Here is a 21,996-nt window from a genome sequence, read left to right as displayed (position 1 = left end):
TTGCCTCTACGACTGATTATCCACTTTTAATACCGCCAAAAACGCTTCTTGTGGAATCTCAACACGTCCCACTTGCTTCATGCGTTTTTTACCTTCTTTTTGCTTTGACAGTAGTTTTTTCTTACGCGACACGTCACCACCATAACATTTGGCAAGTACGTCTTTACGCATGGCTTTGACGGTACTACGGGCGATGATTTGGCTACCAATTGCCGCTTGAATAGCCACATCAAACATTTGACGCGGAATCAATTCTTTCATTTTTTCAACCAACTGATTACCGCGATAGCGCGCTTGCTCAGCATGGCAAATCATCGCCAATGCATCAACTTTTTCGCCATTAATGAGTACATCTACCCGTACCAGTTTATCTGTTTCAAAGCGCTCAAAACCGTAATCAAGTGACGCAAAGCCACGTGACACTGATTTTAGACGGTCAAAAAAGTCCATGACCACTTCGCCCATCGGAATATCAAAGGTCAATTGGACTTGCTGTCCCATAAACTTCATATCAACTTGGATACCACGACGCTCGATACATAATGTCATCACGTTACCCAAATAATCGGGTGGCACCAGAATATGACAGCGCGCAATCGGCTCACGAAACTCATCAATCAGACCTGGGTCAGGCATTTTTGATGGGTTATCGATTTGGATAATCTCGCCATTGCGTTTTTTGATTTCGTAAATAACGGTCGGGGCGGTAGTAATCAAATCTAAATCGTATTCACGCTCAAGACGCTCTTGGATGATTTCCATATGGAGCATCCCCAAGAAACCACAGCGAAAACCAAACCCAAGGGCATCAGAGGTATCAGGCTCAAAAAACAACGCAGCGTCATTGACTTGCAGTTTTTGTAGCGCTTCACGAAACGCCTCAAAGTCACTCGAATCAACAGGGAACATACCGGCATAGACTTGCGGCTTGACCTTTTTAAACCCTGGTATGCTATCTACATCTGGGGTTTTGGCAAGGGTAATGGTATCACCCACAGGCGCCCCGCCAATGTCTTTGATACCGGCAATCACAAAGCCTACTTCACCGGCTTCTAAGATATTGGTCTCAAACGATTTTGGGGTAAATACCCCAATCGATGTCACAATATGCGTGCCTTTGGTAGATTTGATATGGATTTTATCGTCTTTTTTGAGCGTGCCTTGACGCACACGTACCAATGACACAACGCCAAGATAATTGTCAAACCATGAGTCAATAATTAACGCTTGCAAAGGGGCATCACGGTCGCCTTCGGGCGCGGGAATACGCTCAACAATCGCTTGTAGCAAATCATCCACGCCCACGCCTGTCTTGGCAGACACGCGCGGTGCATCCATCGCTTCAATCCCGATAATGTCTTCGATTTCTTGAATCACGCGCTCGGGATCCACTTGCGGTAAGTCAATCTTGTTGAGTACCGGTAATACTTCAAGCCCCTGCTCAATTGCGGTATAACAGTTGGCAACCGACTGCGCTTCTACGCCTTGCGCGGCATCAACCACCAGCAAAGCGCCTTCACAAGCCGCCAGTGAACGCGACACTTCATACGAAAAATCAACGTGCCCTGGGGTATCAATAAAGTTAAATTGGTATTTGTCACCGTTTGGGTGGTTATAATACAGTGTGACAGATTGGGCTTTAATGGTAATACCGCGCTCGCGCTCAATATCCATCGAGTCAAGTACTTGCGCCTGCATTTCACGTGCTTGTAGACCACCACACATTTGGATAATGCGGTCGGCAAGCGTGGATTTACCGTGGTCGATATGGGCAATAATAGAAAAATTACGAATATGAGATAAGGCGGTCACAATTACCTACTAACAAAAAAGTATATGATTAAATTTGTAGAAAAATAGCCTTATTGTAACGTATTTTTCTACAATCACCTACTGAATTTATTGTGACAGCTTTTGGGAGATCATAAAAAAAGATAAGCTTTGGGTGTCAATATCCATTGCAAACGCAAAGCCCCAAACAAAGCCCAAACCCTCCCCAAGCTAGGCTTTTTTGACGACGCTGGATTTGAGTTTCATCGCGCCAAAACCGTCAATTTTACAATCAATATCATGATCATCGGTAGCATCATGGAGCAGGCGAATGGATTTGACTTTGGTGCCAACTTTAATGGGCGTGCTTGCGCCTTTGACTTTTAAGTCTTTAATAACCGTCACACTATCCCCATCTTGTAGCACATTGCCGACAGCATCTTTAATAACTTGCTCGCTGTCTGCTTCGGTTTCGCCCGCTTGCCATGCCTGCTGCGCTGCTTCAAAGCCACACATCGGGCAAATCAATAAATCGCCATCTTGGTAGGTATAATTTTCTTTACACTTGGGGCATGGGGGACAGGCAGGTAAACTCATAGCACACGCTCAATTATCTTAGAAAAATTTAATGGTCTTAAGATAGTGTATTGTACGCGATAAGTCACCCCAATAATAGTAATCAGCTAGTACAGACAAACCCTCTGACAGATGACCTAGTAACAGCATTAAATCAGAACTTATTCAAGCAGGACTTAAACCAGCATTTAGTCAAGCATAACCTAATAAAGCATGATTGCAGTCCGAGCCCAATTGTGCAAAACTTTGATTATAATTTTTTTAGCAAATAAAAAGAGAGCCACCATGACAGATTTCGTCGTCTTTGATATAACCGGTGCCGATGCCCAAAAATTCTTGCAAGGACAACTGACCTGCAACGTCACCAAACTCAGCGAGCAGTACCAAGCGACCGCAATTAGTAATCTCAAAGGGCGCGTTGCGTTGGGTATTTGGATTAGGAAAATAGCGGATGACGCTTACCAAATCGTCATCAGCCAAGACTGTGCCGATGAGTTTGCCAAGCATATCAAAAAATACGCGGCGTTCTCAAAACTTACCTTATCAGCCCCACGTGATATTTTTGCGGTTGTTGACAATGGGGTACCTAGTTTTAGTGAATCAGAGAATGGCTCTGACACCGACGCTAACCGCAAAGCATGGCAAAAAGCGAGTATCGCTACAGGTAATTACTGGATTGTCACAGCCACCCAAGGCTTATGGCAACCCCAAGAGTTACGTCTACACCAACACGGCGGGGTTGACTACGATAAAGGCTGTTATTTAGGTCAAGAAATCATTGCCCGGTTATATTTTAAAGCCAGCCCAAAAGCTTGGCTCCACCGCGTAGCAGGTACCGGTGATATACCTAACCCAGGTGAAAAAATTGGCAGTGTCGATGTGGTCAATAGCATTGCCACTGACACAGGTTTTGAAGCCTTGGTCGTCGGGCGTCCCGATGATATTGCCGCCAGTAACCTGATCATTCTTGAGTTACCTCAAGCACTGCAACAACCGGTTGCGCGCCAACATTAAACACCCACCAAACTTGATTAACGTAAATGCGTTAAAATAAATCGGTTAAAATAAAAAAGGCATTTCGCTGATGCCTTTTTTAACCATTTTTTTAGGTTTATCAATGCCTAACCCACTTCAAACCTAAACCATTTTATAGCTAAACCACTTTATACTTAAACCACTTCGCCAGCTACAAACCCACTTGCCCAAGCCCACTGGAAATTGTAGCCACCTAGCCAACCAGTAACATCGAGCACCTCGCCGATAAAATACAAATTCGGTTGTAACTGACTTTGCATGGTTTTTGAGGAGACTTTATCGGTCGCAACGCCGCCGCGTGTGACCTCAGCCGTACGATAGCCTTCAGTGCCTGATGGCGTCAAACGCCAAGCATTGAGCTGCGCACCAAGCTGCGCTAACTTCTCGTCTTTGATATTGGCAAGCTCAGTCTCAGCCATGTCTTGCCACAATAAATTTTGCAAAGTAGCCATCACTTTTTTAGGTAGCGCCGCCCCGCCTATCTGGTCATTTAGCACGATTCTGATCAGCTGTTTTGGGTGCTGTTTTTTTTGCTCAGCTAAAAATGCTGCCATATCAAGGCTTGGGAATAAATTGATAAAAATCGGCTCGCCCACGTGCCAATAATTCGATAGCTGTAACATCGCAGGCCCGGATAAACCTCGATGGGTAAATAGCACGGGCAACCTAAAACTGATGCGCTCGTTAAACGCAATGACCTCAAAACTAACCCCCGATAACGATTTAATCGCATCGCCAATTTTATCGGTAAAGGTAAAGGGTACTAGTCCTGCCGATGTTGGCACAATGGTATGCCCAAATTGCTGCGCTACTTGGTAACCAAATCCTGTCGCACCCATGGTCGGAATTGACAGTCCGCCTGTGGCGACTACCAACGAGTGACAAGTTAAGGTTTGCTCGCTACTTTTTTGATGCGCTGGTTGATGAGGCTGTTGGTTAGCTGGTTGATTGACAGTTAACACAAACCCCGTATTGTCGGGTAACGCTTGGATTTGCTGGATGGTGGTTTTTAGTTGAATAGTTACTTGGTTGGCACGGCATTCATTCAACAGCATTTGCAAAATATCATTGGCAGAGGTATCACAAAACAGTTGCCCATGCTCACGCTCATGATAGGGAATCTGATACTGGCTAACCATGCCAATAAAATCCCAATTTAAATAGCGTGACAATGCTGATTTGCAAAAGTGCGGATTGCTACTTAAATAATGTTTGGGCTCAATGTCATAGTTGGTAAAATTACAGCGCCCACCGCCACTCATAAGAATTTTCTTGCCCGCTTTATTGGCATGATCTACCACCAGTACCCGCCGTCCGCGCTTGCCCGCCGTCATCGCACAAAATAGCCCTGATGCCCCTGCCCCGATGATGATGACATCATACGCAAACGTGGATTGTGCGTTTGTTGACCCAGCATGATTTTGAGCCGTGTCAATCTTTGGTGAAGTATTTGGTGAAGTATGTTGTTGCTGCATGATGACTGCTATTTATCAAGTAAAAGACGAAAGTGGAATCCGCTTACAATAAAGATATTTGTCCAAGATCTGAAAAAATATCCTTAAAAATATCCTGAGTAACATTGCAAAATTTGTGATTTTTTGCCAAACTAAGGAAAAGGCACTCTAGAATCAAGGATTAGATTGTATTGCATTTTCATAGTGAGCGGACGTTTATTGATGGCTCGTTTTATCGCTCTGTTGCTAGCCCGTGTTACTGCCAACTTGTCAATGTTAGTTTATCAACGTGAAAATGTTGTTTTTGAAGTTAAGCCCGCTACCTATTTGAGCCGTTTGTCAGTTCGTAGCCAGTTAGAGTATTACCCCTCCAACCTGTCATAACAAGGAATGTTTTATGAAGAGCTACCCTCATAGCGCTGAATTTGCCGCTAAAGCCAACACCACTCCCCAAAAATACGCCGAGACCTATCAAGAATCTATCGAAAACAACGAAGCGTTTTGGGCAAAACGCGCTGAATGGGTTGATTGGATAAAAAAACCCACCAAAATCAAAAACGTCAATTATGATCTAAACAATTTTAGCATTAAATGGTTTGAAGATGGTGAGCTTAATCTCTCCGTCAACTGTCTTGACCGTCATGTCGCTGAAAACCCTTACAAACCTGCGATTATTTGGGAAGGCGATCATCCCTCACTTCACAAAATCATCTCATACAAAGAGCTACATTCAGAAGTATGCCGCCTTGGTAGTGCACTGCGTCGTAAAGGCGTCAAAAAAGGCGACCGTGTCACCATTTATTTACCGATGATTCCTGAAGCGGCGGTTGCGATGCTGGCTTGTGCGCGGATTGGTGCGGTTCACTCATTGGTATTTGGCGGGTTTTCAGCAGACAGTCTAGCCAGCCGTATCATCGATAGCCAATCAAAAATTGTCATCACCGCTGATGAATCTGTGCGTGGCGGTAAACATACGCCGCTTAAACAAAATGTGGATCGTGCGCTAGACCATGACGGCACCGAATGTGTTGAAAAGGTCATTGTGGTGTACCGTACCGGTGAATCCATCCCAATGAGCGGTCGCCGCGACATTTGGTATCACAACTTAATCGACAATGCGTCGGAAGACTGTCCACCAGAACCAATGAATGCCGAAGACCCGTTATTTTTGCTTTACACTTCAGGCTCAACTGGCAAGCCCAAAGGCGTGGTACACACCACCGGTGGTTATTTGACCTATTCGTTATCCACCTTCCGTGACGTGTTTGATATCAAAGACAATGACGTATTTTGGTGTACCGCGGATGTGGGCTGGGTCACCGGTCACACCTATGTGGTGTATGGACCGCTTGCCAACGGCACAACAACCGTGATGTTTGAAGGGGTGCCGCAGTACCCAGATTGGGCGCGTATCGGTCATATCGTTGATAAGCATGACGTTACCATCTTGTATACTGCACCAACCGCCATTCGCGCGATGATGAAAGAAGGCGATGATTACGTCCGTAAATCAAACCGTTCTAGCTTACGTCTGTTGGGCTCAGTGGGTGAACCTATCAATCCTGAAGCCTGGAACTGGTACTATAACGTGGTGGGCGAAGGTCGTTGTCCGATTGTCGATACTTGGTGGCAAACTGAAACAGGGGGTATTTTGATGACGCCAATCCCCAATACGGTTGATCTCAAACCAGGCTCCGCGATGAATCCGCTGTATGGCGTCAAGCCAGCGATTGTCGATGCCGAAGGTGCTGAATTAACGGGTGCTGCTGAAGGCAACTTAATCATCAAAGACAGTTGGCCAGGTCAAATGCGTACCATTTGGGGAGACCATAAACGCTTCTTAGAAACTTACTTTAGCACCTATCCAGGCGCTTACTTCACAGGTGATGGTGCCCTGCGCGATGAAGACGGTCATTATTGGATCACAGGTCGTGTGGATGATGTCTTAAACGTATCTGGTCACCGCCTAGGTACGGCAGAGATTGAAAGTGCGTTAGTATCGCATCCTTCCGTCGCTGAAGCAGCTATTGTGGGTATGCCGCATGAGCTTAAAGGCCAAGGCGTTGCCGCTTATGTCATCTTAAAGTCAGGCGAAGAGCCAAGCGAGATGCTCAAAGGTGAAATCAACCGTCATGTCCGTGGTGAGATTGGTCCAATCGCCAACTTAGACTCGCTATATTTGGTCGAAGCCTTACCAAAAACGCGCTCCGGTAAAATCATGCGCCGTATTCTGCGTAAACTTGCCGCGCATGAATTTGAAGGTTTAGGCGATACTTCAACCTTGGCAGAACCAGAGGTGGTTGATAACCTTATCAATGTGGTTAAAGCCGATAAACAACCTGCTTAGTGGCTTACCAAATTTAGAAAACGTCTGTAGCTACAGGCGTTTTTTAATTGTTAAATATTTTTAAAAATCCAATTCAAATTTTTAATTTTAATGATGATTTAATTAAACCCAATTGCTTACAATTTCAAGCTTAATCATGCGATAATTGGTTATGTTATAATGCCGACCAAAGGCATTTTTAATAAAACCAATATAACAAGGATAAACCGATGACTGATATGACTGCGGCCACAGCGCCATTAGATTTTAGCAAACCTATCAAATCGCGTGCTGCGGTAGCTTTTGCTGCGGGAGAACCATTACAAATCGTCGAAATCGACGTTGAACCACCGCGTAAAGGTGAAGTACTCGTCAAAATTACTCATACGGGCGTTTGCCATACGGACGCATTCACCTTGAGTGGCGATGACCCTGAGGGGGTTTTTCCAGCGGTTTTAGGTCATGAAGGCGCAGGTATTGTGATGGCAGTCGGTGAAGGGGTAACCAGTGTACAACCTGGTGATCATGTCATTCCGCTGTATACGGCTGAATGTGGTGAATGTTTATTTTGTAAAAGTGACAAAACCAATCTATGCGTCGCGGTGCGTGCCACCCAAGGTAAAGGCGTGATGCCTGATGGTACTACCCGTTTTAGCTATCAGGGTCAGCCAATTTATCATTACATGGGCTGCTCAACGTTTAGTGAATATACTGTCGTTGCTGACGTATCGCTTGCCAAAATCAATCCTAAAGCCAATCCTGAGCAAGTCTGTCTATTAGGTTGTGGCGTGACCACAGGACTAGGTGCGGTAAAAAATACCGCTAAAGTACAAGAAGGCGATAGCGTCGCGGTGTTTGGGCTTGGCGGTATTGGGCTTGCTGTTATTCAAGGCGCCAAACTTGCCAAAGCAGGCCGCATTATTGCGGTTGATACCAACCCCGACAAATTTGAGTTAGCCCGTGAGTTTGGCGCGACCGATTTTGTCAATCCAAAAGATTATGACCAACCCATTCAACAAGTGATTGTTGAGATGACAGGTTGGGGTGTGGATCACAGTTTTGAATGTATCGGTAACGTCAATGTCATGCGCTCGGCACTTGAATGCGCGCATCGTGGCTGGGGTCAAAGCGTGATTATTGGTGTCGCGGCTGCAGGTCAAGAGATTGCCACTCGTCCGTTCCAACTAGTGACAGGTCGCCGCTGGTTAGGCTCTGCATTCGGTGGGGTGAAAGGTCGCTCACAACTGCCAGGTATGGTGGAGCAAGCCATGCACGGTGATATCCAACTGGCACGTTTTGTCACCCATACCATGGGTCTTGAAGATGTTAATACCGCATTTGAGTTGATGCATAAAGGTGAGTCCATTCGTTCAGTGTTGCATTACTAAACCATTACCAAACTTGGCATTATAAAGAATGGGAAATTCACCATGAAAAAAATTGAATCGCATAAATTGCACGGTGGTGACCTACAAGTGTGGCAGCATACCAGTGCTACCACACACACGGAGATGAAATTTGCCATCTATTTGCCACCCAAAGCCATCGCCCATGAAGCAGCCAAAACCACTGAAACAACAGTTCAAAAATGTGCGGTGCTGTATTGGCTATCAGGGCTGACGTGTACTGAGCAAAACTTTATTCAAAAATCTGGGTTTGCTGAGTATGCCAGTCGTCACAACGTGATTGTGGTAGCACCCGATACCAGTCCTAGGGGTATTGATATTAGCGGTAATGATGTGCCTGATGACAGCGCTTATGATTTGGGGCAAGGGGCAGGCTTTTATGTGAATGCCACCCAAGCGCCTTGGGCAACGCATTTTCAGATGTATGATTATATCGTCGATGAGTTGCCTAATCTAATTGAACAGCATTTCCCAGCCAGTGACCAGCGCAGTATTTTTGGTCATAGTATGGGTGGACATGGCGCGCTGATGATTGCCCTACGCAATCCGCAGCGCTATGCCAGCGTGTCGGCTTTTTCACCCATCGTCGCACCGTCACAAGTGCCTTGGGGACAAAAAGCCTTTAGCGCTTACTTAGGCGATGACCAAAGCACCTGGGCAAACTACGATAGCTTAGCGTGGATGAAACAGTCTGCGCATAGCAAAAAATTACCGCTATTGATTGACCAAGGTAGTGGGGATGAGTTTTTGGCTGAGCAGCTCAAACCTGAGCTTTTTGCGCAAGCTGCCAAGGATGCCAATTATCCGATGACGCTGCGTATGCACGACGGTTATGACCATAGCTACTATTTTATCAGTAGTTTTATCGCTGACCATTTTGCTCACCACGCCGCTGCCCTTCAAGCTTAATCACACAATCACTTGTCGGCGCACACGGCTGACAAGTGATTGACCATTTTGTAATCGCATTCCCCTCTCCGACATTTAAAATAACCACAAATTTGCGATGATTATTTTGTCCGCGATCCTATCTGATAAGGAAGATTGTCATGGTTGACAAGCGCACTGATATCACGGTAACCCCTACCCATAAAGAGCCCTATTTGCAAGGCGTTGTGTTTCGCTACAGCGTGTTTGTCATTGCCTTTGCTATCCTTGCGTTGGGGATTGTGCTACTTAAATGGTGGCTGATAGTGATTGGTCTGGTGGGCTTTGTGGTGGGCATTTATGATTTGATACAAGTCCACCATGCCGTCTTACGTAACTACCCAATTTCGGGACATATTCGTTATCTATTGGAAGAGTTTCGACCTGAACTGCGCCAGTATTTGATTGAAGATGACCAAGCCGCCGTGCCGTTTTCGCGCCAGCAGCGTGCGCTTGCTTATCAACGTGCCAAAAACGTCAGTGATACCAATGCCTTTGGTACCTTAGAAAATCTATACCAGTCTGGCAAAGAATGGTTTTTACAATCCACCCTTAGCTACCCCCTCAAAGAAACCAATTTTCGTATTATGGTGGGCGGTGAACGATGCCTGCAGCCCTACTCGATGTCGGTGTTTAATATCTCTGCCATGAGTTTTGGCAGTCTTTCAGCCGCGGCAATCGAAGCGCTCAATCAGGGCGCAAAACTCGGTGGATTTGCTCATGATACAGGTGAAGGTGCGATTAGTCCGTACCATAAAGAACACGGCGGCGATTTGATTTGGGAGCTGGGTACCGGGTATTTTGGATGCCGTAATCACGATGGCACGTTTAGCGCCGAAAAATTCGCTGAACGCTCGCGCATTGAGCAAGTCAAAATGATTGAAATCAAGCTGTCGCAAGGGGCAAAGCCTGGTAAAGGCGGGGTGTTGCCCAAAGAAAAAATCACCCCGGAAATTGCCGAAACCCGTGATGTGCCGATGGATGCAGACTGCATTTCCCCAGCGAGCCACTCAGCCTTTACTACCCCGCGTGAGATGGTGCAGTTTTGGCAACAGCTGCGTGAATTGTCAGGGGGCAAGCCGGTTGGTTTTAAGCTGTGTGTCGGACAGCCTTGGCAGTTTATGGCGATTGTCAAAGCCATGATTGAAGCAGATAATTACCCTGATTTTATCGTGGTTGATGGTGCAGAAGGCGGTACAGGGGCTGCGCCTGTTGAGTTTATGGATAATGTTGGCATGCCCCTACTCGATGGCTTTTTGCTTGTGCACAATACACTGGTGGGTGCGGGGGTGCGTAACAAAATCAAAATCGGTGTCAGTGGTAAAATCATCTCTGCCTTTGATATCGCTCGCATGCTAGCGCTGGGTGCAGATTGGTGTAACTCCGCGCGTGGCTTTATGTTTGCGGTAGGCTGTATCCAATCGCGCGCGTGCCATACCAACAAATGCCCAACTGGAGTTGCCACCCAAGACCCCTATCGTCAGCGGGCATTACATATTCCTGATAAGGCACAGCGAGTCTATAATTTTCATAAAAACACGCTTAAATCATTGGCAGCGATTGTCGGTGCGGTGGGTTTAAAACACCCAAAAGATTTACAAGCGTATCATATCGCCAGACGACTGGAAAATGGGCAGATTAAGCTATTATCCAAGTTTTATTATTTTACGGAACCTGGCGTGTTACTGAATTTATCGGCGCGCTCAGATGTTTTTAACCAAATGTGGGTCATGGCAAATCCTGATAGTTTTTTGGCAAATAACGAGGCGTTAATTGCTTACAATCACGATGTGCGTCACGCCCATGACCATAACGAAAAGCGCTTTAATGAAGGCAATTATCCTGAACGTATCGACAGCTTTGATGAAACCGCAAATAGCTATTATACCTACGATGATGACCCTTCTTAATACTTTTTCCAAAAAAAACCGCTAACGATTAGCAGTTTTTTTGTGTCAGCTTAGTTTATTCCACCGTGACGCTTTTGGCCAAATTACGGGGTTTATCAACGTCTGTGCCTTTGGCAAGCGCAACATGGTAAGACAACAACTGTACAGGAATGGTGTGTACAATGGGCGATAACACGCCAATATGACGTGGGGTGCGAATCACGTGTACGCCTTCACTATCGGAAAAATCACTGTCAAGATCGGTAAATACAAACAACTCACCGCCACGCGCCGAGACTTCTTGCATATTGGCTTTGACTTTATCGAGTAGGCTGTCATTTGGCGCTATCACCACCACAGGCATATTTTCATCAACCAATGCCAGTGGACCGTGTTTTAACTCGCCAGCGGGATAGGCTTCTGCATGGATATAGGTGATTTCTTTGAGCTTCAATGCGCCTTCTAATGCAATCGGGTAATGAATACCACGTCCCAAAAACAGCGCGCTTGGCTTATCAGCAAATTTGCTTGACCAGCTGCTAATCTGTGGCTCAAGATTGAGCGCATATTGAATATCATTGGGTAAGCTGCGCAGCGCATTGGTGTATTCGACCAGTTTAGTGTCATCCACATAGCCACGCACACGACCGAGTGTCACCGCCAAACCAAATAAAGCCACTAACTGGGTAGTAAAGGCTTTGGTTGAGGCGACCCCAATCTCCGCACCGGCTCGGGTGTAGACTACTAGCTCACTGGCGCGAGGCAAGGCAGATTCCATCACATTACAGATGGATAGACTATGTTTGTGACCCAAGGCTTGTGCGTATTTTAGCGCCTCCATGGTATCTAGCGTCTCCCCTGATTGCGAGATGGTGATAATCAATCGTTTTGGATTGGCAATCACCTCACGATAACGGTATTCGCTAGCGATTTCGACATCGGTGGCAATTTTGGCAATACTTTCCAACCAATATTTGGCGGTCGATGCAGCATAATACGACGTGCCACAGGCAAGAATCTTAATGCTGTCGATATCATTGAAAACGGCTTCAGCATTTTCACCAAAGTTTTCAGCAATAAACCCGGCATCCAAAAAGATTTCGGCGGTATCTGACACCGCTTTTGGCTGCTCGTAGATTTCTTTTTGCATAAAGTGGCTATAAGCCCCTAGTTCAAGAGACGCTAAGGACACTTGCGAAGTAGTGGCTTTGCGGGTCGCTGGATTGCCTTGTTTGTCAATCATTTGTGCCACGCCATCTGCGGTCAACTGGGCAATATCACCATCTTCAAGATACATGATTTGACGGGTAAAGGCGACAACTGCTGAGACATCCGATGCGATAAAGGTTTCATGCTCACCTAAGCCAATGAGTAATGGACAGCCCATACGCGCCACCACCATGTTTTGTGGCATATCGTTGGCAATCACAGCAATCGCATACGCACCATGAAATTGCTGAGTCGCCGCTTGTACTGCATTGAATAAATCACCGCCGTTTTGTACATAGTGTTGGTGCACCGCATGGGCGATGACCTCAGTGTCGGTTTGTGACTCAAAATGATAGCCATTTTGCTGAAGGCGAGCGCGCTCGGCTTCAAAGTTTTCGATGATGCCGTTATGTACCACCGAAATCAAATCACCCGAGATATGCGGATGGGCATTTGGCTCAGTGACGCCGCCGTGGGTGGCCCAGCGTGTGTGACCGATGCCCGTGTGACCGTAGACGCCGCGCTCTTTGGCAGCGGCTTCCATCAAGGCAACACGCCCCACTCGGCGCACGCGTTTGAGTCCTTCATCGGTTTGCACTGCAATACCCGATGAGTCATAACCCCGATATTCTAGGCGTTTTAAGCCATCGGTTAAAAAATCTACCACATTGTCTTGCGCACGAATGGCGCCAACGATACCGCACATAACTGTTCCTTAGTATCCAGTTTTTGGTGTGAGCAATCAACTTTGACTGCTGTGAAAAACAATCCCCCCGTTTACACAGTCGTTAGATTGTTTTATTGTTGCTTAACCAAACAGCTTTATCGTATAAAGCAAGTTTATGGTATCAAGCAAGAATCTGTTAAATTTAGGCAAAAATTCAAATATCAAGATTTTTTTTCAGGACGTTGCCAACCCTCAATCGTGACTTGTTTGCCACGGGCGATGGACAGTTTTTCAGCAGGGCAGGCTTTACTGATGGCACTACCAGCGCCAATGGTGGCGCGGTCACCAATGGTCACAGGGGCAATCAGCACCGCATTTGAGCCAATTCTAACTTCATCACCGATTTCGGTTTTAAACTTATTGACGCCATCATAATTGGCAGTGATCGTGCCTGCGCCGATATTGGTCTTTTGTCCAATGGTGGCATCACCCAAATACGCCAAATGATTGGCTTTGGCGCCGCTTGCCATTTGGGTGTTTTTAAGCTCCACAAAGTTACCGATATGCACCTCTTTGTCAGTGACCGCATTGGGGCGCAGACGGGCAAATGGTCCGATTTGGTTGTCTGCGCCTACTACCGCATTGTCAAATAGACTATAAGGTTGCACCACAGTGCCACTGGCGATTTTGCTGTTTTTGATAATACAACCTGCGCCGATTTTGACGTTATCACCTATCTCACAATCACCTTCAATGATGACATTAATATCAATTTGCACATCTTTGCCAACTTTGAGCGAACCGCGTAAATCAAAACGGCTTGGGTCAATCAAATGTACCCCTTGTTGCATCAGCGCTTTAGCTTGATGTGTTTGCCAAGTACGCTCTAGATTTGCCAACTGCAGACGGTCATTCACGCCTTCTATTTCAAACTGATGGGTCGGCGATACGGTGGCGATTTCGATGCCGTCATCTACCGCCATTTTGACGATATCGGTCAGGTAATATTCGCCTTGGGCATTGTTATTGGTCAAGTTATTGAGATATCGATGCAAAATATCATTGGCGACACAGTACACACCGCTATTGATTTCAGTGATTTGTCTTTGCTCATCGCTGGCATCTTTTTCTTCGACAATGGCGATTACTTGGTCGTTGTCACGCACAATACGACCCAAGCCAAATGGGTTGGCTAAGTTTAGGGTTAGCATGGCAAAACGGCTGTCTGTATTTGCCAATTTCTCTAAGGTATCGACGCCAATGAGTGGCACATCCCCTGATAAAATCAAGCTTTTCCCATCCGTAGGCAACACTGGCAAAGTCATCTGCACCGCGTGACCCGTGCCCAATTGCTCAGCTTGCTCGACCCAATCAATTTGTTCATCGGCAAAGGCATCTTTGACTTGCTGACCTTCAAAACCATAGATAATAATATTTTTTTGGCTACCCAATTGTTTGGCAGTGGTGAGTACGTGATGTAGCAAAGGCTTGCCTGCCAGCGGTTGTAGCACTTTTGGCTTGCTCGATTTCATGCGAGTGCCTTTGCCCGCTGCCATGATGATGGTGGTTAAGTTGGTCATGGGAATCCCTTATTCTTTTTTAAACTAATTTTAATGATACAACAGGTTAAACATAAGTAACGAGCACACTGACAAAGACTATTAGCACAACCCCTGCCATCAGCCCCGCCAAAATGTCATCAATCAAAATACCAAAACCGCCGCTCACATTTTTATCCACCCATTTAATCGGAAAGGGTTTTAGAATATCAAAAAAACGAAATAAAACAAAAGCGATCAATAAATGAAACCATTGCCATAAGCCTAACCATGTATCCATTTGATAATAATCCATAACACCAAATGGATTAAATTGATAACAATACTTTAAAGGCAACAACGAAATCCACATCCCGACCCATTCATCCCAGACGATATGCGGGTCATCATGTACACCCATCAAATCCGATGTTTTGCCACAGATATAACTACCGACCAGACAGCCGATTATTGTAACTGCCAAAAACCCCCAAAACCCTAGCCACAACATCGGAATGGCAACCACCAGTCCGCCCACTGTGCCCCACGTCCCAGCAGCGCGCTTTGGCAATCCTGAGCCTAAGCCGATACCGAGCCAATAAATCAGTTTTTCCCAAACGTTCGCGGTTGGCGGACAAGGCGGGCAAACATTGGCTTTACGGACGTCGGGTTTATGCAGTTGAGTCATAGGAAGTTCTTTGGCTAAAAATGCTGATAGCCAGTGATCGAAAATTCAATTGGTTGGTTATTATAAATTAGCCTCAAGCCGTTTTCTGTGACAATTTTGCCAATGGCAAAAATTTTATCCGAAAACTGTTGATTAAATTTGACAAAACTTTGCTCACTCATAGTAAAACACAGCTGATAATCATCACCGCCATTGAGCTGATGTTGCCACTTATCAGCATTTGGCAAAGCCTGTAATCGTGGGTGCGTTGGAATATTGGCCAAATCGACCACCGCGCCCAACTGTGATGCGGTTAGAATATGACCCAAATCCTGCCCTAGCCCGTCTGAAATATCAATCATGCTATGGGCAAACCCACGTAATTTTTGCCCGAGCTCAACTTGCGGAACAGGTAAATCGAGTGCCGGCTGTAAAGCGATTGATTGTAAAGCAGTATTGTGCTGCTCAGATTCTTCAGCGTCTAAAATTTGCTGTAACGCAAAACTTGCTGAGCCAATTTCACCGCTCACACAGATGATATCACCGACTTTCGCGCCCCTTCTGGTAATAGCTTGCCCAGCTGGCACAAAGCCCAGTGCAGTGACAGAGATGGTTAAAGTGTTTGATTGGGTGGTATCGCCACCGATGAGCTCGACATCAAATCGGTTGCAAATATCCGCGATACCTTGGGTAAATGGTTTGAGCCAGTCATCATGTGCAAGCTTAACAGGCAAGCTAATACCCAGCAATATCGCATAGGGTATCGCTCCCATCGCTGCCAAATCGGATAAATTGACCGCGACCGATTTATAGCCGATGGCATAAGCGGATGTTGATAAGGGAAAATGCCGACCTGCAACCAGCGTGTCAATACAGCTCACCAGTTCGCAATCACTCGGCATGCTGCTTATTGCGCAATCATCCCCAATACCCACTTGGGTCAAGGGATTTTTGCGTGTACAGTGTTGAAAATGTTGATAAATCAAAGAAAATTCGGACATCTTAGCCATCCGTATCGAGCATAAAAGGGCATATTGGCTACGCCCTTTACGGTATTATTTTTCTTCTTCAGTGGTCGCTTGCGATGGCGGCTGCGGCGCATCCTCTGTTTTGGCTTTTTTGGCATCTGCTTCTACTTCAGGCATACGCGCGTCTTTGGCGATTTTATCCATCACCACATGAATCATTTTATAACCATCTGATGAGCCAAAATGGGTGTTGAGCTGAATGGCTTCATCAATCACTACTTTGTAAGGCACTTCTAAGTGCTGCTTCATCTCATAGGCACCGACAAGCAATACCGCTTGCTCAACTTTATCTAGACGTGTCCAAGGGCGATCAAGTAGGCTGTCGATATAGGCGATTAAGTCATCGCTTTGCTCAATGATTTTACTCAGTAGCTCGTGATAATAGCCCAAATGCACCGTGTGCATGGCATTCTCACTGCGGGTATGCGCTTCGATTTCGTGCGATGGGTTGCCTGTCAACAGCCACTCATATAACCCTTGTACCACAAAACGGCGTGCTTTACGAATCGCGGTCAGGCTGGTTTTATAATTGACGGCGTTGTCTTGACTCGCCTGTTCTGGTGTGGTGTTGGTTGAATTGTCAGTCATATTGCTACCTTATTCACCCGCCATTTGTGCGTCAATTTGACCCAACACGTTAATCATCTCAAGCGCGACCATGGCTGCTTCTGAGCCTTTGTTACCTGCTTTGGTGCCAGAGCGCTCAATGGCTTGTTCGATGCTGTCTGTGGTCAAAATCGCATTAATAACAGGCACGTCATAATCCAAACCAATCGCACCCAAGCCTTTGGCAGATTCACCAGCGACAAAATCAAAGTGCGGCGTGCTACCACGAATCACCGCGCCTAAACCGATGATAGCGTCAAATTTATCGGTTTGTGCCATACGGGCAACTGCCAGCGGAATTTCCCAAGCACCCGGCACACGCACGACAGTAATATTGCTACCTGCGATACCATGACGCAGTAAGGTATCAATCGCGCCGCTGACCAAACTTTCTACCACAAAGCTGTTAAAACGTCCTACCACCATACCGATTTTGGCGTGGGCATTGGTGTGTAATTCACCGCTGATATGCTGTACTTGGGCGAGTTCGTTTTGAATATTTGCCATGATGATTACCTTTAAATTGTAAAAATTAGAATCTGATTTTGCTAGGTATGATACCATTTTTGTTAGGTTTATTCATGTTATTTAGCATGACCCTAGGTTACTTCCATTAAAATAAAAAATCCGCCACAGCGACGGACTTTTATACAAAACAATTAAGCTTATTGGGTGAAAAAGCTTGGTAATGCTTTATGACGTTTTTCCAATTCTTTCGCTTTTTTCTTGCTGACACCGCCCAATACCTCAATGGCATGACGCAGGCGCTGCAATGTCATATCCGCCCCAATCAAATACATTGAATTCATCACAGGCGTGCTGGACTTGCTACCTGCGATGGCAATAAAAAATGGTGACATAAAATCACGCAACTTAATGCCCATCTCGCCTGCCAAGCCAGACAATACCGCTTGGATATTCTCCTCCGTCCATACAGGCAGGGTTTCTAACTGCCATTGCGCAAGTTGTAGAATCTCCACGGTTTGCTCAGTGGATAACACTTTATGCTCAAAGTCCACCTCACTAATGGTTGGCAAGTTTTGGAAATAAAAGCCCGACCAATTCACCGCATCCGACAACAAGTTAATGCGTGGCTGAATGGCTTTGGCAATCGCGGTAAGTTTGTCGCTGTCATTGGCCCAATCAAGAATTTTGGTTTTTAAGGCTTCGGGTGACAGAGAACGCAACCATTCGCCATTGAGCCAAGTGAGTTTTTCCACGTCAAAAATCGGACCGCCCAATGACACCCGTTTGATGTCAAAACTGGCAATCATTTCATCCAACGTGAATTTTTCGGCTTCATTGGGCATGGAGTAGCCCATACGTCCCAAATAATTAAGCAAGGCTTCTGGCAACACGCCTGCATCACGGTAATAAGTGATAGACGTTGGGTTTTTGCGTTTGGATAGTTTGGATTTGTCGGGGTTTCTGAGCAGCGGCATATGACAGAGTACGGGCATATCCCAACCAAAATATTTATACAACAGTTGATGTTTTGGGGCAGAGTTAATCCACTCTTCGCCACGGATGACGTGGGTAATCTGCATCAAATGGTCATCGACTACGTTTGCCAAATGGTAGGTTGGTAGACCGTCGGTTTTAAGTAGCACTTGCATATCCACTTGTGACCAAGGAATCTCGACCTCCCCACGTAGCATATCGTCAAACTTACATACACCCTCATCTGGCACACGCATACGAATGACAAATGGCTTGCCTTCGGCGGCGAGCTTATCCGATTGTTGACGGGAAAGGTTCGCATAGCGACCGTCATATTTTGGCGTTTCACCCCGCGCCATTTGTTCGGCTCGCATTTGGTCGAGTTCATCACTGGTGGCAAAACAGCGAAACGCATGACCTTTGTCCAACAGTTCTTCAGCGTATTGTTTGTAGATGTCTTTACGCTCGCTTTGGCGATACGGTGCATGTGGACCGCCCACGTCTGGACCTTCTGCCCAGTCCAAACCGACCCAGCGCAGGGCGTCCAAAATCATTTGTTCAGATTGCGCTGTGGAGCGCGTTTGGTCGGTGTCTTCAATGCGTAGGATAAAATCGCCGCCATGCGCTTTGGCAAAGGCAAGGTTAAATAGCGCGATATAGGCGGTGCCAACGTGAGGAAAGCCTGTGGGGCTTGGGGCAATGCGGGTGCGGACTTTTTGTGTTTGTAGTTTAACTTGTGACATGGGGTTATCTAATGCTAAATTTGAAAATTGGGAGTTATTATAGCCGATTGGCATTGATTTATAAATCAATGTTCAAAGCGAGTTTTATCGAAATGTTATGATAAACTAACTAGAAAAAACAAAAGGAGAAATAATGAAGCTAAAAATCATTTTATTGGCAATGTTATTAGGTAGCACCGACGCTTTTGCTCAAACCATCCCTGCTTCTCAACATACAGCATCTATATATGCCTATGAAAAACAACGAGATTTAGCCCAAGAATGGGTAAAACTCAATGATATCAAGGGTCAATGGTTAGCTTTGATTGATGAAACCTTTAAAACATCTACTCAGAACGCTGCTACTGAAGAATTAGTAACAATCAATAGCATTAAAAATGACTTAAAAGCCGTCGATGTCGAACAAGAAATGGCAATCGTCTATCAGCATACTTACACTTCGCAAGAATTGGAGCTTTTAATCAACTTTTATAAAACACCAAAAGGGCAAAGTATTTTAAAGAAAAATCAGCACCTCTCAGAAAAGCTTAAAGATATTCAAATTAAGCATATTCAACAACTAATGAAAAAATATGACGCAACGACCTAATCCCGTTTCATCAAAGTGATTTATTTATCCTTGCGATGGCGAATGATTTCGACAATCATTGGTACCACCGAAAACACAATAATGGCAATCATAATCCACGAAAAATGTTCTTTGACAAAAGGTAATTGACCAAAAAAATAGCCTAGCGTGGTAAAAGATACCACCCATAATACCGCGCCAACGATATTATAGCGAGCAAACTGGGCATAATTCATGTTACCCATCCCGCCTACAAACGGCGCGAAAGTGCGCACAATGGGAATAAAACGGGCAATAATAATGGTGCGTCCGCCGTATTTTTCATAATAATCGTGGGTTTTTTGCAAATAGCTTTGCTTAAAAATCTTGGAATTGGGATTGGAAAATAACTTTTGCCCAAAGTGTTTGCCAATCTCAAAATTGACAAAATCACCCAATATTGCCGCCACAATCAATAAACCCATCAGCACAAAGATATTCATATCGCCCACTGCAGCAATGGTGCCTGCGGCAAACAACATCGAATCCCCTGGCAAAAATGGCAACACCACCAGACCCGTCTCGCAAAACACAATAGCAAACAAAATCGCATAAATCCAATTGCCATAATTTTTGACCAATTCTTGTAAATGGTCACCGATATGCAAAATAAAATCAACCAACCACATGGGCTATCCTTATAATTTTAGACAAAACAACAAAATATAACTAATCTACAGTCGTTATATGAAGGTAACATAAAGAACGCATCATTATAGCAAGAATGGGTAAAAATTTTGTGTTTTTAGGCAAAAATCATCTTGACAGCAAAATCAGTTTTCAATAAAATACGCGCACTCTTAGGCAAAGCAGTCTAAATAATTCCCAAAATGGGGCTATAGCTCAGTTGGTAGAGCACTTGCATGGCATGCAAGGGGTCAGCGGTTCGACTCCGCTTAGCTCCACCACTATTAAGTCTGCTTAGAGCACCTCGTGCGATTGCGTCCCCATCGTCTAGAGGCCTAGGACATCGCCCTTTCACGGCGGTAACCGGGGTTCGAATCCCCGTGGGGACGCCACTAATTTTAAAAAAGCCATTGTCTGACGGACGATGGCTTTTTTGTTTTTGCTGTCTGTTTGTCGTAGGCTTTTGTGGTATATAGTGTTGCCTTGCCACATCCTAGGTTACATAGGTTACAGCATTTTGCTTTTCTCCATGCCCCACCCCACAAAATCAATTTTCCTTGCGCTCAGTTGACGCTTTGTCATCAAAATTAGCATATAATTGAGCGCGCAATTGCGTATGTGATAAATGATTTTTTGGCTATCTGCCTTTAGCTACTTGATTTAAGCTACTTGATTTAAGCTACTAAATTTTACCACTCGGGATTTTACCACTCGAGTATTGACTCGCTGATTTTAAGCTATTGGGAAACTGGGCGAAGACTATGGCAAATTTTAACACCCACATAAGCGTGGCTTTTGTCGCAAGTGGCGTCACTGGCTTGGTGATTTATAAGGCAGGGATGCTGACCGCGCCTGAATATTTGATGTGTGTGGTGGCTGGTACCATTGGTGGCTTGCTGCCCGATATTGATTTGGATCACTCGGTACCCGCGACCGTAGGATTTAATGTCATATCGCTGTTGAGCGCATTTTTTATTGTTATCTTGTGTGTCGGGCAGTTTTCGTTGGTTGCATTGGCTGTATTGTGGTTAGTATCTTATTTGTTGATGCGCTACGGTGTGTTTAATTTATATAGCAAATTGACGGTGCATCGTGGCATCGTGCACTCGATTCCCTATCTAGGGATTATGGCGATGACCCTCGTGTACGCCAGCTTTTATGGCTTTAAGCAAGGCGCTGTTATCAGTTGGTTTTTAGGGCTGTTTTTGATGTTTGGCGCCATTGTTCATCTGCTGTTAGATGAGATGTTTAGCGTCAACCTGTTAGGGCTGAGCGTCAAAAAATCTTTTGGTACCGCGTTTAAAGTGTTTAAATTCGATCAAGTAGGCTGGTATTTGGGCTTATATGCCGTGTTGGCTGCCCTAATTGTATTTGCTCCGCCGTTTAAACTATTTTGGCAGACGCTACAAGACCCGATTAGTTGGCTTATTTTAAAGAAAAATATCTTGCCTACTGCCATCAACCTACCGAACATTCATTAA

Annotated in this window: 18 protein-coding genes and 2 tRNA genes; 9 read left to right on the top strand and 11 right to left on the bottom strand. The window is 45.4% G+C overall.

Annotated features, from left to right (window positions below; translation table 11 throughout):
- Positions 1-6: 6 nt before the first annotated feature.
- Both lepA and RTL34_RS05620 read right to left on the bottom strand, forming a co-directional pair.
- Positions 7-1,812: a translation elongation factor 4 gene (lepA, locus tag RTL34_RS05625; protein WP_065253830.1), complete on the bottom strand. Its 1,806-nt coding sequence runs from the start codon at positions 1,810-1,812 to the stop codon at positions 7-9.
- A 189-nt stretch (positions 1,813-2,001) separates the two neighbouring features.
- Complete coding sequence (locus RTL34_RS05620; protein ID WP_159375429.1) at positions 2,002-2,367, bottom strand: zinc ribbon domain-containing protein YjdM; 366 nt, start codon at positions 2,365-2,367, stop codon at positions 2,002-2,004.
- Positions 2,368-2,631: 264 nt separating this feature from the next.
- Here RTL34_RS05620 and ygfZ point away from each other — a divergent pair, with 264 nt between their 5' ends.
- Positions 2,632-3,360: a CAF17-like 4Fe-4S cluster assembly/insertion protein YgfZ gene (gene ygfZ / locus RTL34_RS05615; RefSeq protein WP_312115310.1), complete on the top strand. Its 729-nt coding sequence runs from the start codon at positions 2,632-2,634 to the stop codon at positions 3,358-3,360.
- Between the two features lie 155 nt (positions 3,361-3,515).
- On the opposite strand, the gene RTL34_RS05610 is transcribed toward ygfZ, so the two are convergent.
- On the bottom strand, positions 3,516-4,715 hold the full coding sequence (locus RTL34_RS05610; protein ID WP_409455444.1) for a BaiN/RdsA family NAD(P)/FAD-dependent oxidoreductase: 1,200 nt from the start codon (positions 4,713-4,715) through the stop codon (positions 3,516-3,518).
- Positions 4,716-5,232: 517 nt separating this feature from the next.
- Here RTL34_RS05610 and acs point away from each other — a divergent pair.
- The 4 genes from acs (at position 5,233) to RTL34_RS05590 (ending at position 11,404) form a co-directional block, all read left to right on the top strand.
- The gene (gene acs / locus RTL34_RS05605; protein WP_312115304.1) at positions 5,233-7,182 is read left to right on the top strand and encodes an acetate--CoA ligase; all 1,950 of its coding nucleotides are present in this window, start codon (positions 5,233-5,235) and stop codon (positions 7,180-7,182) included.
- 257 nt (positions 7,183-7,439) lie between these two features.
- The gene (locus RTL34_RS05600) at positions 7,440-8,549 is read left to right on the top strand and encodes an S-(hydroxymethyl)glutathione dehydrogenase/class III alcohol dehydrogenase (protein ID WP_312115466.1); all 1,110 of its coding nucleotides are present in this window, start codon (positions 7,440-7,442) and stop codon (positions 8,547-8,549) included.
- A gap of 42 nt (positions 8,550-8,591) precedes the next feature.
- Positions 8,592-9,476 carry an S-formylglutathione hydrolase gene (gene fghA, locus RTL34_RS05595; protein WP_096489461.1) on the top strand — a complete coding sequence of 295 codons (885 nt, stop codon included), beginning with the start codon at positions 8,592-8,594 and terminating at the stop codon, positions 9,474-9,476.
- 140 nt (positions 9,477-9,616) lie between these two features.
- Positions 9,617-11,404, top strand: coding sequence for an FMN-binding glutamate synthase family protein (locus RTL34_RS05590; protein WP_312115299.1), 1,788 nt, complete (start codon positions 9,617-9,619; stop codon positions 11,402-11,404).
- A gap of 55 nt (positions 11,405-11,459) precedes the next feature.
- Here the strand turns inward: RTL34_RS05590 and glmS are convergent, their stop codons facing one another.
- The 7 genes from glmS to gltX all read right to left on the bottom strand — a co-directional run bounded on the left by glmS (position 11,460) and on the right by gltX (position 19,281).
- A complete protein-coding gene (gene glmS, locus RTL34_RS05585) occupies positions 11,460-13,298 on the bottom strand; it encodes a glutamine--fructose-6-phosphate transaminase (isomerizing) (RefSeq protein ID WP_312115296.1) in 1,839 nt (612 codons plus the stop codon).
- A 182-nt stretch (positions 13,299-13,480) separates the two neighbouring features.
- Complete coding sequence (gene glmU, locus RTL34_RS05580; RefSeq protein WP_312115294.1) at positions 13,481-14,839, bottom strand: bifunctional UDP-N-acetylglucosamine diphosphorylase/glucosamine-1-phosphate N-acetyltransferase GlmU; 1,359 nt, start codon at positions 14,837-14,839, stop codon at positions 13,481-13,483.
- Positions 14,840-14,885: 46 nt separating this feature from the next.
- The gene (locus RTL34_RS05575; protein ID WP_312115292.1) at positions 14,886-15,485 is read right to left on the bottom strand and encodes a phosphatidylglycerophosphatase A family protein; all 600 of its coding nucleotides are present in this window, start codon (positions 15,483-15,485) and stop codon (positions 14,886-14,888) included.
- 14 nt (positions 15,486-15,499) lie between these two features.
- Positions 15,500-16,465: a thiamine-phosphate kinase gene (thiL, locus tag RTL34_RS05570; RefSeq protein ID WP_312115289.1), complete on the bottom strand. Its 966-nt coding sequence runs from the start codon at positions 16,463-16,465 to the stop codon at positions 15,500-15,502.
- A 54-nt stretch (positions 16,466-16,519) separates the two neighbouring features.
- Positions 16,520-17,080 carry a transcription antitermination factor NusB gene (nusB, locus tag RTL34_RS05565; protein WP_100285232.1) on the bottom strand — a complete coding sequence of 187 codons (561 nt, stop codon included), beginning with the start codon at positions 17,078-17,080 and terminating at the stop codon, positions 16,520-16,522.
- A 9-nt stretch (positions 17,081-17,089) separates the two neighbouring features.
- A complete protein-coding gene (ribH, locus tag RTL34_RS05560; protein WP_312115285.1) occupies positions 17,090-17,605 on the bottom strand; it encodes a 6,7-dimethyl-8-ribityllumazine synthase in 516 nt (171 codons plus the stop codon).
- A 158-nt stretch (positions 17,606-17,763) separates the two neighbouring features.
- Positions 17,764-19,281 (bottom strand): glutamate--tRNA ligase, encoded by a 1,518-nt coding sequence (gene gltX, locus RTL34_RS05555; protein ID WP_312115282.1) that lies wholly within the window; start codon positions 19,279-19,281, stop codon positions 17,764-17,766.
- A gap of 133 nt (positions 19,282-19,414) precedes the next feature.
- On the opposite strand from gltX, the gene RTL34_RS05550 reads away from it, so the two are divergent.
- Positions 19,415-19,870: a DUF2059 domain-containing protein gene (locus RTL34_RS05550; RefSeq protein ID WP_312115280.1), complete on the top strand. Its 456-nt coding sequence runs from the start codon at positions 19,415-19,417 to the stop codon at positions 19,868-19,870.
- 20 nt (positions 19,871-19,890) lie between these two features.
- On the opposite strand, the gene RTL34_RS05545 is transcribed toward RTL34_RS05550, so the two are convergent.
- Positions 19,891-20,517 carry a DedA family protein gene (locus RTL34_RS05545; protein WP_312115278.1) on the bottom strand — a complete coding sequence of 209 codons (627 nt, stop codon included), beginning with the start codon at positions 20,515-20,517 and terminating at the stop codon, positions 19,891-19,893.
- Between the two features lie 203 nt (positions 20,518-20,720).
- Between RTL34_RS05545 and RTL34_RS05540 the strand changes: the two genes are divergently transcribed.
- The 3 genes from RTL34_RS05540 to RTL34_RS05530 all read left to right on the top strand — a co-directional run bounded on the left by RTL34_RS05540 (position 20,721) and on the right by RTL34_RS05530 (position 21,996).
- Positions 20,721-20,796: transfer RNA gene (locus tag RTL34_RS05540), tRNA-Ala, on the top strand.
- A 35-nt stretch (positions 20,797-20,831) separates the two neighbouring features.
- Positions 20,832-20,907, top strand: a tRNA-Glu gene (locus tag RTL34_RS05535).
- 369 nt (positions 20,908-21,276) lie between these two features.
- Positions 21,277-21,996 (top strand): metal-dependent hydrolase, encoded by a 720-nt coding sequence (locus RTL34_RS05530; protein ID WP_312115276.1) that lies wholly within the window; start codon positions 21,277-21,279, stop codon positions 21,994-21,996.

Source organism: Moraxella sp. CTOTU47915 (assembly GCF_031986685.1).
GTDB classification, from domain to species: Bacteria; Pseudomonadota; Gammaproteobacteria; order Pseudomonadales; family Moraxellaceae; genus Faucicola; species Faucicola tetraodonis.
The sequence above is the reverse complement of the archived record's forward strand: the minus strand, read 5'-3'. Positions and strand labels throughout refer to the sequence as shown.

Excerpts from the sequence above, each read along its gene's own strand:
- nusB (WP_100285232.1), bottom strand. The coding sequence starts at position 17,080 with ATGACTGACAATTCAACCAACACCACACCAGAACAGGCGAGTCAAGAC.
- thiL (WP_312115289.1), bottom strand. The coding sequence starts at position 16,465 with ATGTCCGAATTTTCTTTGATTTATCAACATTTTCAACACTGTACACGC.
- RTL34_RS05575 (WP_312115292.1), bottom strand. The coding sequence starts at position 15,485 with ATGACTCAACTGCATAAACCCGACGTCCGTAAAGCCAATGTTTGCCCG.
- RTL34_RS05530 (WP_312115276.1), top strand. The coding sequence starts at position 21,277 with ATGGCAAATTTTAACACCCACATAAGCGTGGCTTTTGTCGCAAGTGGC.
- acs (WP_312115304.1), top strand. The coding sequence starts at position 5,233 with ATGAAGAGCTACCCTCATAGCGCTGAATTTGCCGCTAAAGCCAACACC.
- fghA (WP_096489461.1), top strand. The coding sequence starts at position 8,592 with ATGAAAAAAATTGAATCGCATAAATTGCACGGTGGTGACCTACAAGTG.
- RTL34_RS05610 (WP_409455444.1), bottom strand. The coding sequence starts at position 4,715 with ATGACGGCGGGCAAGCGCGGACGGCGGGTACTGGTGGTAGATCATGCC.
- RTL34_RS05550 (WP_312115280.1), top strand. The coding sequence starts at position 19,415 with ATGAAGCTAAAAATCATTTTATTGGCAATGTTATTAGGTAGCACCGAC.
- gltX (WP_312115282.1), bottom strand. The coding sequence starts at position 19,281 with ATGTCACAAGTTAAACTACAAACACAAAAAGTCCGCACCCGCATTGCC.
- ygfZ (WP_312115310.1), top strand. The coding sequence starts at position 2,632 with ATGACAGATTTCGTCGTCTTTGATATAACCGGTGCCGATGCCCAAAAA.
- glmS (WP_312115296.1), bottom strand. The coding sequence starts at position 13,298 with ATGTGCGGTATCGTTGGCGCCATTCGTGCGCAAGACAATGTGGTAGAT.
- RTL34_RS05590 (WP_312115299.1), top strand. The coding sequence starts at position 9,617 with ATGGTTGACAAGCGCACTGATATCACGGTAACCCCTACCCATAAAGAG.
- RTL34_RS05620 (WP_159375429.1), bottom strand. The coding sequence starts at position 2,367 with ATGAGTTTACCTGCCTGTCCCCCATGCCCCAAGTGTAAAGAAAATTAT.
- glmU (WP_312115294.1), bottom strand. The coding sequence starts at position 14,839 with ATGACCAACTTAACCACCATCATCATGGCAGCGGGCAAAGGCACTCGC.
- ribH (WP_312115285.1), bottom strand. The coding sequence starts at position 17,605 with ATGGCAAATATTCAAAACGAACTCGCCCAAGTACAGCATATCAGCGGT.
- RTL34_RS05545 (WP_312115278.1), bottom strand. The coding sequence starts at position 20,517 with ATGTGGTTGGTTGATTTTATTTTGCATATCGGTGACCATTTACAAGAA.